The following is a 15,823-nucleotide window of genomic DNA, read 5'->3' on the forward strand; positions in this document are numbered from 1 at the left end:
CGGTGGAGCACCACCGACGGAGCACCGAGGACATCACGAAGGGCACGGTGTCGTGGACGAGCTCATGCAGTACGCAGCACGGGTGTGGCACGGCGAGGACGACCTCACCGCCTACTTCAGCGGAGCCTTCCGCAAGGAGGGCCTGCACCGGGTCGCCGACGACGTGTGGATGTGGCCGGCCACCGGCAACGTCTACGTCTTCCGGACCTCCGAGGGCCTGCTGCTCTTCGACTCCGGGGACCGGCACACCGCCGGAGACCTGCACACCGCCGTACGCGCCCGGTCGGCGAGCCCCGTCCTCGGCGTCGTCCACTCCCACGGCCACGTCGACCACGTCCTCGGCGTGACCCCGTTCGACCGCGAGGCCGCCCGCACCGGCACACCACCGCCCCAGGTGATCGCCCACGAGGCCGTCGACCGCAGGTTCGACCGCTACGTACTGACGGCCGGCTACAACACCATGGTCAACCGAAGGCAGTTCCGGGCCCCGAGGCTGACCTGGCCCACGGTCTTCCGGCGTGCCGACCGCACCTACAGCGACCTGCTCGAGGTGCGGTGGGGCGGCCTGCAGGCCCATCTGCGACACGGCCGCGGCGAGACCGACGACGCCACCATGGCCTGGTTCCCCGAACCGCGCATCCTGTGCTGCGGCGACTTCTTCGCGTGGAACGCCCCCAACGCCGGCAACCCGCAGAAGGTACAGCGCTACGTCGCGGAATGGGCCGAGGCCCTGCGCTGGATGGCCGGACTCGGCGCCGAGCTCCTGCTGCCCGGCCACGGCGTGCCCGTCGCCGGCGCCGACCGCATCAGCGAGACGCTGCTGTCGGCAGCGGAACTCCTGGAACACCTGCACCGCAAGGTGCTGGCCCTGATGAACGAGGGCGCCACCCTGGACCGGGTGCTGCACTCCGTGACGGTGCCGCCCGGACTGCTGGAACGGCCCTATCTGCGCCCCAGCTACGACGAGCCGGAGTTCATCGTCCGCAACCTGTGGCGGCAGTACGGAGGGTGGTACGACGGCGACCCGTCGGCCCTGCGCCCCGCACCCCGCACGGAACTGGCCGCCGAGGTCGCCGCCCTGGCCGGCGGTGCCGTGCGCCTGGCCCGCAGGGCTCGGGAGCTCTCCGGCAGCGGGCGCACCCGGCTCGCCGGGCACCTCGCCGAACTGGCCGCGCTGTGCACGGACGAGGGCGACCCGGACCACGCCGAGGTGCACCGCATCCGCGCGGAGGTCTTCTCGGCGCTGGAGGCCGGTGCCGGCTCCTTCATGGCGCGCTCCGTCTACGGCTGGGCGGCCGCGGAGTCCCGGGCACGCGCCGAGGGCGAGGACCCCTGGCAGCAGATGGGCGGCGGCTGGGCCCCCTGACGCGGCGGATCGCCGGAGGTGCACCCGCACCTCCGGCGATCCGCGACCCGGTCAGTCCTTGTCAGTCCTTGGCTTCCGCGGGGTGCTCGACGACGAGCAGGTGGTTGCCGTCAGGGTCGTTGACGGAGAAGAAGGCACCCCACGGCGCCTCCATCAGACCGCCGTTGGACTGCACGCCCTGGCCGGCGAGCTCGGCGTGCAGCGCCGCGACGTCGTCGGCGGCCAGGGAGAACTGCTGCATGCCGGGCTTCATCCCGCCCACGTCCCAGGTGACCAGCACGATGGAACAACCGCCCTGCGGAGTGCCGAGCTGCAGCCACCGCAGACCGGGCTCCGGCGGCATTTCCTCGGGCCGCATCTCGTGGTCGCTGACGACCTCGAACCCGAGCTTTTCGTAGAAACTCTTCGCCGCCTCCTGATCGGTCACCGGAACGGAAAGCAAGGTGATCTGGGTGACGCCCATTCCTGAACTCCCCACGACATTCGGAAGATCGATCTCCTGTTGCCCACCCAGGCTAGCCGAAATGCGCCGACCACGAGGCCGTACCGGAAGAACCGGCCGCGTTTATTCGGCGTATCCCGCGGCGGCCGCCTCGGACGGATTGAGGTCGCACACCCGCACCAGAGTGTCGTAGGCGACCAGGGCCCCGCGCACCACCTCGTCGTACAGGTCCTGCGACGCCAGGGCCAGATCGCGCATCGGCTGCATGAACTTCATGAAGAAGGCGTTGAAGTCGTACCCGGCCAGAATCCGCCGGCCGTTCTCCTCCATGTCCTGCAGCAGCTGCACGCGGACCCGCAGCTTGCGCAACCGCGCGATACGGCCCTGGGCCATGCCGGTGAACCCGCCCTCGCCCAGCGTGCGCAGCGTCTGCTCGTAGCACTCGTCCCGCCCCTTGGCCAGCGCCGCCGCGGCGTAGGACTGCAGGAACTGGTACTTGCCGACCGCCAGGTCGATCTGCGCCACCGTGCCGTCGAGCGCGCGGAAGCACGCGTCGTACGTCGTGGTGACGTGCTTCATGGCGGACGTCACCGCGCCGGAGTCCACCTCACCGGACCGCGAGACGGCCGTGCCGGAGGCTTCCACCACGTACCGCACCGTGTCGTCGAGCGCGGCCAGGGCGTCGAGCGTGTCCCGTACGGCCCTGAGGGTCGCCGCGGTCGCCACGGCGTCGGCGACCAGCCCTTCGGAGATCTCAGCCGCCTCGCCGGTCGCATAGTTGGTCGGAGGACATTCGTTGTGCAGACCCAGTACGCCCACTGCCTTCTCCCGTCGCCAGACGTGCCGAGGACGCTTCGATCGTAGGAACGCCCCTCGCAGACGCACTACTTCGAGCTTGCCCGGCCCGTCCGGCCCCTGTGCCGACCGGCCGCGCGATCGAGCAAGGCAGGAGAACACCGGACGCCTTCCGTACGGGACGATGCGACGAGAGGCCTTCCCGACCCGAAAGGAACGTGCTGCTCCATGGAGTCCGGATCCCCGCGCAGCACCGCCCCCGACGACGTGGCCGAGGTCGCCGGGGTCTACGAACGCGCCGCGGCCACGTACGACCGCACCGGGGTGGAGTTCTTCGCCCCGCTCGGCCGCCGCCTCGTGGACAGCGCCCGGCCGGACCCCGGACACCACGTGCTCGACGTCGGCTGCGGTCACGGCGCGTGCACGCTCCCCGCCGCCGAGGCGGTGGGACCGCAGGGCCGGGTCACCGCCATCGACGCCGCACCGGCGATGGTCCGCCGGACGGCGGAACTCGCCGCCGCACGCGGCCTGCACCACGTCGTCGTGCAGAGCGGCGACGCGATGCGGCCCGCCTTCCCGCCGCACTCCTTCGACCTCGTGCTCGCCGGCCTCGTGGTCTTCCTGCTGCCCGACCCGGCGGCCGCCCTCGGCCGCTACGCGCACCTGCTGCGCCCCGGCGGCCGGCTGGCCATGAGTTCCTTCGGTCCCGTCGACCCCCGCTTCCTGCACGTCACGGACGCCCTGCCGGCATTCCTTCCGGACGGGCTGCCCGACATCCCCGGCCGGGGGCAGTCGCCCTTCGGCAGCAAGGAGTCCCTGGCGCGGCTGGTCGCCGGTGCGGGATTCACCGGCGTCGACATCCAGGACGTCAACCTCGACCTCCGCTTCTCGGGACCCGGCCAGTGGTGGGACTGGCTCTGGCAGACCGGCGGGCGCGTGGTGCTGGAGGCCGTGCCGCCGGAGCGCCTGCCGGACGCCCGCGCCGCCGCCTACCGCCGCATGGAAGAGGTCCGCGACGAGCACGGAGAACTCACCGTCCGGTGGAACGTGTGGTTCACCCGTGCCACCAGCCGGGCGAGGTGACCCGGCGTGCCGACACCCCCGCCGCTCGCACCGGGCGCACTGCCCCTCGCCGGGCACGCACCGTCCTTCTTCAAGGACCCCGTCGCCCTGATCGACGCCGGACGGCGGGCGCACGGCCCGGTCTTCTCGGTGCGCCTGGGCCCCGACCGTGCCGCCGTCGTCACCGGCCCCCACGAGAGCCGTCAGGTGCTCGCGCTGCCCGAGAGCACACTCGCCGTACGACCCGTCTACCAATGGCTCAGGCCCATGTTCGGCGACGTGATGCAGGCCGCGGCCCACCGGGACTACCTGGCGCAGCGCGCCGCACTGCTGCCCGCCTTCCGCGGACGGCACGTCGAGGACAGGACCGCTCCCGTGGCCCGCGACATCCACGCCTGGGTGGCCTCTCTCGGCACCTCGGGCCGCTTCGACGCCAACCCCGCCATGCAGCGGCTCACCCTGGACATCGCCGTACGGCTGGTGCTGGGCGAGGACTTCCGCGCGCGGCACGGCGCGGAGTTCCGCAGGCTCTTCCTCGACGTGGCAGCCGGCATGGAGTTCCTGCTGCCCGAGAACTTCCCGCTGCCCCGGCTGGTCCGCCGCAACCGCGCCCGGCGGCGGCTGTTCACCATGCTCCTGCCCGAACTGCGGGCCGCCCGCGCCGGCCAGGACCCCGCCCGCCGGGGCTACCTGGCCACGATCGCCGCCGCCCACGACGGCGACGGTGCGCCCTTCGACGAGGACACGGCCGTGGGGCTCGCCCTCATCCTGTGCTACGCGTCGTACGAGACGACGGCCGCCCAGCTCGCCTGGGCACTGGTCCTGCTGCTCCAGCACCCACGGCAGCTGGCACCGGTGGCCGAGGAGGTCCGCGCCGTCCTGCCCGCGGGCGAGGACCCGGTGCCCGTCGGCGCGCTGCGGAAGCTGGAACTGCTGGGCCGGTGCCTGTGGGAGGTCCAGCGCCTGCGGCCGGTCACCACCGTGCTGACCCGGTCCGTCGAGGAGACCTACGAGGTGGGCGGCCACAGCGTGCCGAGCGGCTGGAAGACCCTGCTGTGCCCGCCGGTCACCCACCGCGATCCCGAGCTGTACCCGGACCCCGGCACCTTCGACCCGGACCGCTTCTCGTCCGCACGGGACCCCGAGGGGCGGGCGGTGGCCGGACTGCTCAACTTCAGCGGCGGCGGCCACGCCTGTCTCGGCCGGCACCTGGCCGACCTCGAGATGCGCCTGGTCCTCGCCCTCCTGCTGCGCCGGTACGAGATGCGGCTCGTCGACCCGCATCCCGCGCCCGAGCGCAGGGTGGGTCCCTCGCGTCCGGCGGGGGCCTGCCCGATCGCATACCGGGCCCCGGCCGGGGCCCGGCACCGCTGAAAGAAACGGGGGAGCCCGCACGAGGAGAGGAAAGGAGTGCTCGACATGTTCGTGAGGACGAAACGGACCGCTGCGGTCGCGGCCGCCGGAGCCGCTGCACTGACGCTGGCCGTGGGCCTGGGAACCTCCGCTTCCGCGGAACCGCCCAAGGCCACCGTCACCCCGTCGTCCGGGCTGGGCGACGGCGGCGTCGTGCGCGTCGCCGCAACGGGACTCAAGGCCGGCAACGGCTACGACGTCGGCCAGTGCGCCTGGGTGGCGTCCGGAGCGCTGGCCTGCAACATGGCGGTGTTCACCCATGTTTCCGCAGGCGCCGACGGCTCGCTGCACACTTCCGTGAAGGTGCACAAGAAGTTCAACGGCGTCTCCTACGGAGGCGCTCGCTGGGGCGTCATCGACTGCGCGGTGACCCAGTGCCTGGTCGGCATGGGCGATGCGACCGGCAACGGCCCGGCCGCGGTGCCCATTTCCTTCCGGTGATCGGCTTCCTTCCGGTGATCGGCGCGTCGTCCCGGTGACCGGGGCGGCCCGGGCGGTCGCCGTCAGGCGTAGTGGGCCGCGACGAGGAACGCGACCAGGACAGTGACCGCCAGCACCAGGGCCGGGATCGCGAACGCCTTGGCCGTCCGGCACAGGAACGAGGTCAGGCGCGCCGGGCGGCCGGACGGGACAGTGCCACCCGGCGGGGTGAGGGCCCGGCGGGCCAGGGGGACGGCGATCAGGGCGAGCATCGCGGTGGTGATGCTCCAGTTGAGCGGCGTCAACATCCCGGCCGCGGCCACCTGGTCCTCCAACTGTGTCCCGCCTTCCACCACGCGGTTGCGGACCGCGTCGGAGGCGGCCACGGCCGCCACGACGAACGTGATCACCGAGGTGAGGCCCAGCACGGCGGCCGCCGCCGCGAGCCCGGTCGCGCGCTGGGCGCGGTGCGCCGGCCGGGGTGCGCGCGGTGGCTCCTGCCCTTGCGGGTGCTCCGCCTCCCGCCGGCGCTCCGGCGCCGGCTGCGGGCTCGGCTGCGGGGTCCGCCCCGGTGGTACGTCCGGTGGCGGCGGGGGAGCCGCCACCACTTCCGCGTCCACGTGCACCACCGCCTCGCCGCCGGCCCCCTTCAGCACCACGTCACCGCTGAAACGCCCCGTACGCGAGGTGTCGACGCTGACGTCCAGGCCCTCGGGGGAGTCCATCACCCGCAGCCAGTCCTCCGTCGGCCTGACGACGGCGGCGCGGGCCAGCGGCGGGCCCAGGAGCTGCACCGTCCCGTGCGGCGCGGGGGTGCCGCGGGGCACCGCGGCGAACTCCAGCCGGTCCGGCCGGGCCCGCAGGGCCATCTCGTCCAGCACCCGGCCCGCCTCCGTCGCCACCGAGCGGATGTCCTTGCGCGCCATCTCCGCCAGGGCGTCGCGGGCGCCCGCGGCCACGGGCAGGTCGGTGCTCTCCAAGCAGGAGCGCAGCTCGGCGATGGCCCCGCGGCGGGTGAAGATGTCGTCGCTGGTCATCGCGGCGCGCACGGGGTCCGGCACCGGCGCGGGGACCACCCGGCGGTGCCCGCTGCGGGCGATGTACAGGTCGCCCTGCATGTCCACGCTGCGCGTCGGCGTCTGGTGGGGGTTCTCCCGCCGCACCCGGGCGGAGACGTAGTCGTACAGCTCGTCCAGGGAGATCCGGCCGTCCTCGTCGCGGTCCGCCTCGCCGGTGGACAGGCCGCGCACCAGCGCGCCGGTGAACAGCGAGGGCCGCGGGGTGCGGGCCTCGGTCAGCTCGTTGTCCTCGAACGCGAACTGCATCCCGGTCGCCGCGGTGATCACGGCCCAGCCGCGCCCCCCGTCGGACCGCCCGCCCTCGAAGCGGTCGAGCACGCCCACGTCGCCCGCGGCGCGCGCGGCCATCCCCTTGGGGAAGGCGCCGCCGTAGCAGCAGTCCAGGAACAGGACGATGCTGCGCGCCAGGGTGCCGGACATCAGGCGGCGCACGTCGCCGGCCGACACGGCCGTGGAGGTCAGCCGCTCGGGCCGGGTGTCGGTGGCGGCGAAGTACAGCTCACCGGAGACGCTCTTGAGCCCGTGGCAGGACAGGTGCAGCAGCAGCGTGTCGTCGCGGCGGCGGTCGCAGAAGAAGTCCTCGATGCGCAGGGCGACGACGTGCGCGGGCTCGTTGCGCACCACCTGCACGTCGAAGCCGCCGATGGCGGGGTCGGCGAGCACCTCCGCGAGCGCCACGGCGTCCTGCGCCGGGGCCCGCAGCCGGCTCAGGCCCTCGTCGGCGTAGGTGTCGTTGGCGACGATCAGTGCGTGCCGGTCCCCGGTCACGGCGGCGCCCCCGAGGTGCCCTGCGGCGTGTGCCGCTGCACGAACAGGTCGAAGGCCTGGGTGACGTGTTCCGGCGAGGCGTCGGAGAGCTCCAGCACGTCGTCGTCCATGGACAGCCGCAGCGAGGGGCGGTCCTCCCGGCAGCGGCCCCACCACTCCTGCACGGTGGCGACCACCTGGCGCAGGGCCGCCGCCGAGCTGCCCAGGCTCACCAGCAGGGCGCCCACCTGCGTGACGTCCACGGCCCGGGCGCCGGGCGGCGCCTGCTCCTGGGCCGGTACGGCGGTGACGTCCTCGACGTCGAGCTCCAGCAGATCGTCGCGCAGGTAGCGGGCGAGCTGCTCCAGGCGCTCGGCATCGGCGCTGTCCTCGGACAGCAGGATGTGCAGCCGGTTGCCCGCGGTCTCGGCTTCCACGGCAATCGCCCCTTCCCGCTCCTGGGGGCCGGCGCGCGCCTCCTCACGTTCCAGTCTGTGATCCGTGCGGTCGGTGTGCAAGGCGCGGCGGGCGGTGCGGCGCCCGGCGGAGGTTGAACGTTCCAGCGGTCATATGCCCGTGTCCTCGCTCCGTACGGCCCTGTTGAGCACCGGGTGTCCTGAAACGGACACCGAACCGCACACACGAAGGGAACGGTCGATGGCGGACGGAACCAAGAGCAAACAGACGCACGGGGCGGGGGGGGGTGCCCTTTCCCGAGCCCAAGGAGATCCGCAACGCACGGGCCTCGGTGAGCAGAACGGCGTTCGAGGGCGCGTCGTTCTTCGGACTGTGCGCCAAGATCCCGGCACTGCTCGCCCAGATCTGGCGCATGGCCTGGCGCATCGACCGGCGCGACGTGGTCGTGCTGTTCGGCTGCCAGCTCGCCTCCGGCTTCGCCGCGGCCGTCGTGCTCGCCGCCACCGCGCAGGCCATGGTGCCGCTGCTGGGCGCCGGCCCGGTGGCCGACCGGGTGGGCGAGGCCGTCCCGGCGCTGGTCGTGGTGGCGGTGGCGGCCGGGGTGGGCCGGGTGGCCTACGGGCTGGCCTCGTGGGCCGTGGCCCGGCTCAAGCCCCGCCTGCTGACCGCGGCGGACCTGGAGATGGTCGAGGCGCTGATGGCGGTGGAGCTGGTGGCCTTCAACCAGCCGCGCTTCTCCGACGAGCAGGACGCCGCGGAGACCGGCGTGGTGCGCTGCGACCGCATGCTCTACGACGCGCAGGCGTTCATGGCCGCCCTCATCCGCCTCGTCGCCGCCTTCGGCGTGCTCACCGTGCTGCACCCGCTGATGCTGCCGGTGCTCGTCCTCGCCGTCGTCCCCTCCGGCACCGGCGCGGTGATGGAGGCGCGCATCGAGCACCGCACCCACTACGCGAACGCCGCCGGCCGCAACGTCAAAGGCATGATGCGCTGGCACGTGACCACCTCCGTGCTGGCCCCGGAGGTGCGCGGCAACCGCATGCGCTGGTACCTGGCCTTCTGGTACCGCACCCTCTCCGACCGGCTCGATGCGCGCAGCGTGGGCGCCGCCGGCCGGCAACTGCGCGTGAACCTGGTCTCGGCCGCGGGCGGCGGGGTGTGCCTGACCGGCGCGTGGGGCGTGCTGCTGTGGCTGACGCTGACCGGGCGGGTCTCCCTCGCCGTCTCGGCGACGGCCGTCGTGGCGGTGCGCACGGCCCTGGCCAACCTCACCAACGTGGTGCACTACTGCACTTCGCTGTTCCACTCCACCCTCTTCCTCGGCGACTGGAAGCGGTTCGTGGACGACGCCCGGGGCCTCGAGGCCCGCCGCGGGGAGCTCCAGGCGCCGCCCGCACCGGGCACGATCCGCGCCGACCGGGTCTCCTACGCCTACCCCGGCCGTCCCCGCCCGGCCGTCGACGAGGTGACGCTGACCCTGCGGCAGGGCGAGGTGGTCGCGGTCGTCGGCGAGAACGGATCGGGCAAGTCCACCCTCGTCCAGCTGCTCACCGGGCTGACCGTCGCCGACAAGGGCAGCGTGACCTGGGACGGGGTGGACCTCGCCGGCGCCGACCCCGACACCGTGTGGGCCCGCACCGGCCTGGTGCCGCAGAACTTCGCGCACTGGCCGCTGTCGGTGCGCGAGAACGTCACCCTCGGCCAGCCCCACACCCTGGACGACGGCCCGGTGTGGCGGGCGCTGGAGCAGGTCGGCATGCGCGAGGCCGTCGAGGAGCTCCCCGAGGGCCTGGACACCCTGCTGGCCCGGGAGCTGTGGGGCGGGGTCGACCTCTCCGGCGGGCAGTGGCAGCGCATCGCCTGCGCCCGCGCGCTCTACCGCCGCCCGTCCGTCCTGGTGCTGGACGAGCCGACCTCGGAGATGGACGCGCGCGGCGAGCACCAGATCTTCACCGAGCTGAAGAAGACGGCGGCCGAGCGGGTCACCGTCGTGGTCACCCACCGCCTGGACAACACCCGCATCGCCGACCGGATCGTGGTCCTGGAGCGGGGCCGGATCATCGAGCAGGGTACGTTCGAGACCTTGGTCAGGGCCGGCGGGCTGTTCCAGGAGCTGTACCGGCTCAGCCAGGACCGCTGAGGCGGCGGGCCCCGGTCGCGGCCCGCCCGCGGCCGGGGCCCGGTTGGAGTTGTTTCCTGCGGTTGACGTAATATGTCCGGCGTCGTTTTCGTGTCCCCGGCCGGTGCCGGCGGGACGCCACGCACGGCGGGTGTTGCTTTTCGCGAGGAGACGCACGGGCGCCCCGCGTCTGTCGTACAGAACGGAAAGCACCACGTGGATCTCAGCGCGGCCAATCGGCCGGCCGGTCAGCAAGGCCTGAGCCTCTTCGCCCTGATCATGATCGGTCTGGGCTCCATCTTCGGCTCCGGCTGGCTCTTCGGAGCCGGACAGGCGGCCCAGGTCGCCGGCCCCGCCGCCCTGGTCGCCTGGGTCATCGGCGCCGTCTTCATCGGCATGATCGCCATGACGTACGCCGAGGTCGGGGCCGCCTACCCGCTGCCGGGCGCCATGGCCCGCTTCGGCTCCCTCTCCCACGGCCCCGTCCTCGGCTTCGTCACCGGCTGGGCCGTGTGGATCGCCACCGCCTCGCTGATCCCCATCGAGGCCATCGCCGGCACCCAGTACATGTCCTCGTGGAGCTTCGGCTGGGCCCGCGGCCTGGTCACCGACGGCAGCCTCAGCGGCACCGGCATGCTCACCGCCCTGGCCCTGACGTTCGCCCTGTGGCTCGCCTGCTACTGGTCGGTCTCGCTGCTGGCCCGCGCCAACAACCTGCTGACCCTGGTGAAGTTCGCCATCCCCGTGCTCGCCGTCGGCGCCCTGATCGCCTCCGGCTTCCACACCGGCAACTTCACCGCCCAGGGCGGCTTCGCGCCCAACGGCTGGTCCGCCGTGCTGACCGCCGTCAGCGCCTCCGGCGTGGTCTTCGCCTTCAACGGCTTCCAGGCCGTGGTCAACCTCGGCGGCGCCGCCCGCAATCCCGGCCGCGCCATCCCCCTCGCCCTCGTCGGCGCCCTCAGCCTCGGCCTGGTCATCTACCTCGCCCTGCAGGTCGCCTTCCTCGGCGCCGTGCCGCCCGAGCGGCTCGCCGAGGCCGGCGGCTGGAGCGGCATCAACTTCGCCTCGCCCTTCGCCGACCTCGCCAAGCTCCTGATGCTGCACTGGGTCGTCACCATGCTGCAGTTCGGCGCGTTCATCTCGCCCAACGGCGCCAACATCGGCAACGTCGCCTCCTCCGCGTACCTCGCCCAGAACCTCGCCGAGACCGGCTTCTTCCCCAAGAAGATCGCCGAGGTCCACCCCCGCTACGGCGTCGCCCGCCCGGCCATGTGGCTCAACCTCGGCTTCTCCGTCCTGCTGCTGGTCACCGTCGGCCACAGCTGGGAGGCGCTGGCCGGCGTCGTCTCCGCCGCCATGGTCGTCTCCTACCTCATGGGCCCCATCGCCGTCGGCGTCTTCCGGCGCACCAGGCCCGACCTGCCCCGGCCCTTCCGGCTGCCCGCCGCCCGGGTGCTGTGCCCGGTCACCTTCGCCTTCGCCGCCTGCGCCCTGTACTGGTCCAAGTGGCCCAACACCGGCAAGGTCGCCCTGCTGACCCTGCTCTCCCTGCCCATCGCCGCCGTCGTGCTGCGCCGCCGGGGCGAGCGGAGCCTGCTGCGGCAGTTCGCCCCCGCCTGGTGGATGGCCGCCTTCCTGCTGTGGCTCGCCGGCCTCTCCGCCCTCGGCAGCACCCGCTTCGGCGGCCACGGGGTGATCCCGGGCGGCGTGGACATCGCCCTCGTCGGCCTGTCCGCCCTCGGGTTCTACTTCTGGGCCGTACGTGCCGGGGTCGACGCCCACCGCGCCGGGCTGCCCGCCCCCGATCCCGTCACGGCCACGGCCCCCGCCGCCCCGCAGGCCGAGCCCGAGCCCGCCGGCGCCACCGTCTCCTGACGCCCCCCTGACCTCCTGGTCCCTGCCCTGCGCACCGCGGAGGGCAGGCCCATGTCGAACGGGGTCCCGACACGAGATATCTTGATGTCGAGCAATGTTACAGACGTGAAGCGGAGCACACGGTGACTGACTCGACCATCATCTACACACACACCGACGAGGCCCCGGCCCTGGCGACGTATTCGTTCCTGCCGGTGGTCCGGGCCTACGCCGCGGCGGCCGGGGTCACTGTGGAGACCCGCGACATCTCGCTGGCCGGGCGCATCATCGCCCACTTCCCCGAGTACCTCGAAGAGGGCCAGCGCATCGACGACGCCCTCGCCGAGCTCGGCGAGCTGGCCAAGACGCCGGCCGCGAACATCATCAAGCTGCCGAACATCTCGGCCTCCATCCCGCAGCTGAAGGCCGCCGTCGCCGAGCTGCAGCAGCAGGGTTACGCCCTGCCGGACTACCCGGACGACCCGAAGACCGACGAGGAGCGCGAGATCCGCGCCCGCTACGACAAGGTCAAGGGCAGCGCCGTCAACCCCGTCCTGCGCGAGGGCAACTCCGACCGCCGCGCCCCCGCGTCGGTCAAGAACTACGCCAAGACCCACCCCCACCGCATGGGCGCCTGGACGCCGGAGTCGAAGACCAACGTCGCCACCATGGGCGAGAACGACTTCCGCTCCACCGAGAAGTCCGTGGTGATCTCCGAGGCGGGCGCGCTGCGCATCGAGCTCGTCGCCGAGGACGGCACCACCACCGTCCTGCGCGAGTCCGTGCCGGTCCAGACGGACGAGGTCGTGGACGCCTCGGTCATGCGCGTCGCCGCGCTGCGCGAGTTCCTCACCGCGCAGGTCGCCCGCGCGCAGCAGGAGGACGTCCTGTTCTCCGTGCACCTGAAGGCCACGATGATGAAGGTCTCCGACCCCATCGTCTTCGGCCACGTCGTGCGCGCCTTCTTCCCCAAGACCTTCGCGAAGTACGGCGAGGTCCTCGTCGCCGCCGGCCTGAGCCCCAACGACGGCCTGGGCGGCATCTTCAAGGGCCTGCAGACCCTGCCCCACATGGGCGAGGAGATCAAGGCGTCCTTCGACGCCGAGCTCGCCGAGGGCCCGGCCCTGGCCATGGTCGACTCCGACAAGGGCATCACCAACCTGCACGTCCCCTCGGACGTCATCGTCGACGCCTCCATGCCGGCCATGATCCGCACCTCCGGCCACATGTGGGGCCCCGACGGCCAGGAGCACGACACCCTCGCCGTCATCCCCGACAGCAGCTACGCCGGCGTCTACCAGGCCGTCATCGACGACTGCCGCGCCCACGGCGCCTACGACCCCGCCACCATGGGCTCCGTCCCCAACGTCGGCCTCATGGCGCAGAAGGCCGAGGAGTACGGCAGCCACGACAAGACCTTCGAGATCCCGGTCGCCGGCACCGTCCGCCTCGTCGACGCCTCCGGCACCGTCCTGATCGAGCAGCCCGTCTCCGCCGGCGACATCTTCCGCGCCTGCCAGACCAAGGACGCCCCGATCCGCGACTGGGTCAAGCTCGCCGTCACCCGCGCCCGCGCCACCGGCGACCCGGCCGTCTTCTGGCTCGACGAGAACCGCGCCCACGACGCGCAGCTCATCAAGAAGGTCGAGGCGTACCTGCAGGAGCACGACACCGAGGGCCTGGACATCCGCATCCTCGCCCCCGTCGAGGCCACCAAGCTGTCCGTCGAGCGCATCCGCCGCGGCGAGAACACCATCTCCGTCACCGGCAACGTGCTGCGCGACTACCTGACCGACCTCTTCCCCATCCTGGAGCTGGGCACCAGCGCCAAGATGCTCTCGGTCGTCCCGCTCATGGCGGGCGGCGGCCTCTTCGAGACCGGCGCCGGCGGCTCCGCCCCCAAGCACGTCCAGCAGCTGGTCAAGGAGAACTACCTGCGCTGGGACTCCCTCGGCGAGTTCTTCGCCCTGGTGCCCTCCCTGGAGCAGTACGCCAAGACCACCGGCAACGCCCGCGCCCAGGTCCTCGCCGACGCCCTCGACCGTGCCACGGCGACCTTCCTCAACGAGGACAAGTCCCCGACCCGCCGCGTCGGCGGCATCGACAACCGCGGCAGCCACTTCTACCTGGCCATGTACTGGGCCCAGGAGCTGGCCAAGCAGACCGACGACGCCGACCTCGCCAAGGCGTTCGCCCCGCTCGCCGAGACGCTGACGGCCAACGAGACGACGATCGTCGACGAGCTGAACGCCGTCCAGGGCAAGCCGGCCGACATCGGCGGCTACTACCAGCCCGACCCGGCCAAGGCGTCCGCCGTCATGCGCCCGTCGACCACGTTCAACGAGGCCCTGGCCACGCTGGCCTGACGTTTTCGTACGACGTGACCACCGCCCCGACCGGCACCGGCCGGCCGGGGCGGTGCGGTACGTGCCAGCGGCCACCGGCGCGCCCCTGACGGGGCGCTGTCAGAACGCTGCGATCGTGGACGGGGCGCGTTCCGCGCGGCTCAGGGCGCGCAGAACCGGAACCGCGCCGTGACGGTGCACCGCCAGCCGGGCGAGGAGGGCCACGACGCCGTCGACGACCTCCGGCGCGAAGTCCGGCGTCTCCAGGCCCACCCCGACCGCCAGGTCGTCGCAGTGGACCACCAGCTCCATCGTCCGCGTGACCAGCAGGTCCGCCAGCCCGAGCGACCACGGCCCCCACAACGGCAGCCGCACCGCCCGGCCCGCATCCGCCGCCCCCAGCGCGGCCGGCAACCCGGCCAGAGCCGCCTCGACCCGCTCCGCCAGCACCACCGCACCCTCGGCCGCGAGACGCTCGCCGCCCTGCCGGATGCGCACGTTCACATCCGCCCCGGGCCCGGCGCCGATCCACTCCACCCTGCGGTAGTGCTCCGCCAGCGACACCTTCTCCTCCGCCGGCTCCGGCTCCTCCAGAGCCGCGGGGACGCACAGCACCTGGTAGGCCAAGTGGCCCGCCAGAGCCCCGACGCCGAACTCCTCCAGGGCACTCGGCCGCCGCCACGCCGCGGCGACCTCGGGCGCACGCAACAACCCCACGGCCGAACGGGCCGCGGCCAGGAATTCCTCTCCGGCACCTGTCATGAGCGGACGCTACCGCCCACCCGGCTGGCGGACACCACCCCCGGCCGGGATCCTGGGTGGGTGATCCACCGTGTGGTGACCGGCGCCGCAGGCCCCCTCGGCTCGGCCGTCAGCCGCCGGCTGCGGCGGACGGAGGGCCGCCTGCTGCGCACGGACGTGGAGGACGCGGACGCCGGCGAGGAGGCGTTCCGCGCGCGCCTCGAACACTTCCTGGCCACCGCCACCCGGGCGGAGCTCTACCACGCCGCGGGCTTCACGGCCGCGGACCGCCGCGTCGTGCCCGTCACCCACGCGGCGGCGCACGCCTTCGCGGAGACCGCCCGCACCCTGGGCGTCCCGGCCTGTCTGACCTTCTTCACCTCGGCGGGTGGCGACGCCGCCCACGACAGGGCCATGGCGGCCGTGGAGGCCCTGGCCCGCCGTTTCGCCACGGAGTACGCGCCCGCGCACATCACCACCCGAGTGGCGGCCCTCGGCCCCCTGACGGCGCCGATGGACGACATCGCCCGCGCCGTCGTCGCCCTGGCGGGCCCGGAATTCGACCTGGCCACAGGAGCAACCCTCCCCCTGAGCGCCCACCCGCACGCGTAACCGCCGCCTCGGCCCCCGGCCGAGCGGAGGCCCTCCCGGCCGGGGCTCCCACCCGTCCGAGGCGGCCCGTCCCCCCCTCCGCCGAGGGGATCCCCCCGCCGCCCGGACCTGCCGCCCCCAGCCGCCTGACCGGGCCTGCTGGCCCGGATCCCCGGCCGGGTGGGCCCGGACCCAGCACCGTCCTGGCCGCCGGCCCGGCGGCCGAGCCGCCTCGACGCCCCCGCAGGGGCCCGTGCCTTGCCCGGCCCGAGGCTGCTGCCGGCGCCCCGACAGGGCCCTGGTCCCGCGCCCGGCGGGCTTGCGGGGGCCTGTCCGGGCCCCCGAGGGCGGCCGGGCGCCCGCCCAGGTCGGGGCAAGCCGCCTCGACCAGGGACAGGGCCGCCCGCCTCGACGCCCCCGCAGGGGCCCGTG

13 protein-coding genes are annotated in these 15,823 nt (G+C 73.3%); 8 read left to right on the plus strand and 5 right to left on the minus strand.

All coding sequences use genetic code 11. The features are described from left to right. Nucleotides 1-52 precede the first annotated feature (52 nt). Nucleotides 53-1,366 (plus strand): alkyl sulfatase dimerization domain-containing protein, encoded by a 1,314-nt coding sequence (locus ABD361_RS17290; RefSeq protein ID WP_344436235.1) that lies wholly within the window; start codon nt 53-55, stop codon nt 1,364-1,366. Nucleotides 1,367-1,427: 61 nt separating this feature from the next. On the opposite strand, the gene ABD361_RS17295 is transcribed toward ABD361_RS17290, so the two are convergent. After that, nucleotides 1,428-1,829 carry a VOC family protein gene (locus ABD361_RS17295; protein ID WP_344436236.1) on the minus strand — a complete coding sequence of 134 codons (402 nt, stop codon included), beginning with the start codon at nt 1,827-1,829 and terminating at the stop codon, nt 1,428-1,430. A gap of 102 nt (nt 1,830-1,931) precedes the next feature. Continuing rightward, nucleotides 1,932-2,627: a hypothetical protein gene (locus ABD361_RS17300; protein ID WP_344436238.1), complete on the minus strand. Its 696-nt coding sequence runs from the start codon at nt 2,625-2,627 to the stop codon at nt 1,932-1,934. Nucleotides 2,628-2,831: 204 nt separating this feature from the next. Between ABD361_RS17300 and ABD361_RS17305 the strand changes: the two genes are divergently transcribed. From ABD361_RS17305 to ABD361_RS17315, 3 genes are read left to right on the plus strand one after another with little or no spacing between them, the layout of a single operon-like run. Continuing rightward, nucleotides 2,832-3,686 (plus strand): class I SAM-dependent methyltransferase, encoded by an 855-nt coding sequence (locus tag ABD361_RS17305; RefSeq protein ID WP_344436239.1) that lies wholly within the window; start codon nt 2,832-2,834, stop codon nt 3,684-3,686. Nucleotides 3,687-3,692: 6 nt separating this feature from the next. Beyond that, nucleotides 3,693-5,039, plus strand: a complete 1,347-nt coding sequence (locus ABD361_RS17310; protein ID WP_344436240.1) for a cytochrome P450 — start codon at nt 3,693-3,695, stop codon at nt 5,037-5,039. A 45-nt stretch (nt 5,040-5,084) separates the two neighbouring features. Beyond that, entirely contained in the window at nt 5,085-5,519 is a 435-nt protein-coding gene (locus ABD361_RS17315; RefSeq protein WP_344436241.1) for an enediyne antibiotic chromoprotein, read from the plus strand. A 62-nt stretch (nt 5,520-5,581) separates the two neighbouring features. Here the strand turns inward: ABD361_RS17315 and ABD361_RS17320 are convergent, their stop codons facing one another. After that, nucleotides 5,582-7,345, minus strand: coding sequence for a caspase family protein (locus ABD361_RS17320; RefSeq protein WP_344436242.1), 1,764 nt, complete (start codon nt 7,343-7,345; stop codon nt 5,582-5,584). After that, on the minus strand, nt 7,342-7,761 hold the full coding sequence (locus ABD361_RS17325; RefSeq protein ID WP_344436243.1) for a hypothetical protein: 420 nt from the start codon (nt 7,759-7,761) through the stop codon (nt 7,342-7,344). Before ABD361_RS17325 ends, ABD361_RS17320 begins: the two co-directional genes overlap by 4 nt. Nucleotides 7,762-8,027: 266 nt before the next feature. On the opposite strand from ABD361_RS17325, the gene ABD361_RS17330 reads away from it, so the two are divergent. From ABD361_RS17330 to ABD361_RS17340, 3 genes are all read left to right on the plus strand, one after another. After that, a complete protein-coding gene (locus ABD361_RS17330; RefSeq protein ID WP_344436244.1) occupies nt 8,028-9,881 on the plus strand; it encodes an ABC transporter ATP-binding protein in 1,854 nt (617 codons plus the stop codon). A gap of 195 nt (nt 9,882-10,076) precedes the next feature. Continuing rightward, complete coding sequence (locus ABD361_RS17335) at nt 10,077-11,735, plus strand: APC family permease (protein WP_344436245.1); 1,659 nt, start codon at nt 10,077-10,079, stop codon at nt 11,733-11,735. Between the two features lie 122 nt (nt 11,736-11,857). Further along, the gene (locus tag ABD361_RS17340) at nt 11,858-14,080 is read left to right on the plus strand and encodes an NADP-dependent isocitrate dehydrogenase (RefSeq protein WP_344436247.1); all 2,223 of its coding nucleotides are present in this window, start codon (nt 11,858-11,860) and stop codon (nt 14,078-14,080) included. A gap of 99 nt (nt 14,081-14,179) precedes the next feature. Here the strand turns inward: ABD361_RS17340 and ABD361_RS17345 are convergent, their stop codons facing one another. Beyond that, nucleotides 14,180-14,821, minus strand: a complete 642-nt coding sequence (locus tag ABD361_RS17345) for a maleylpyruvate isomerase N-terminal domain-containing protein (protein ID WP_344436248.1) — start codon at nt 14,819-14,821, stop codon at nt 14,180-14,182. Nucleotides 14,822-14,881: 60 nt separating this feature from the next. On the opposite strand from ABD361_RS17345, the gene ABD361_RS17350 reads away from it, so the two are divergent. After that, nucleotides 14,882-15,412 (plus strand): SDR family oxidoreductase, encoded by a 531-nt coding sequence (locus tag ABD361_RS17350; RefSeq protein WP_344436249.1) that lies wholly within the window; start codon nt 14,882-14,884, stop codon nt 15,410-15,412. The last annotated feature ends 411 nt before the right edge of the window (nt 15,413-15,823 follow it).

It is taken from the genome of Streptomyces luteosporeus, from assembly GCF_039532865.1.
In the GTDB taxonomy this organism is placed as follows: Bacteria; Actinomycetota; Actinomycetes; order Streptomycetales; family Streptomycetaceae; genus Streptomyces; species Streptomyces luteosporeus.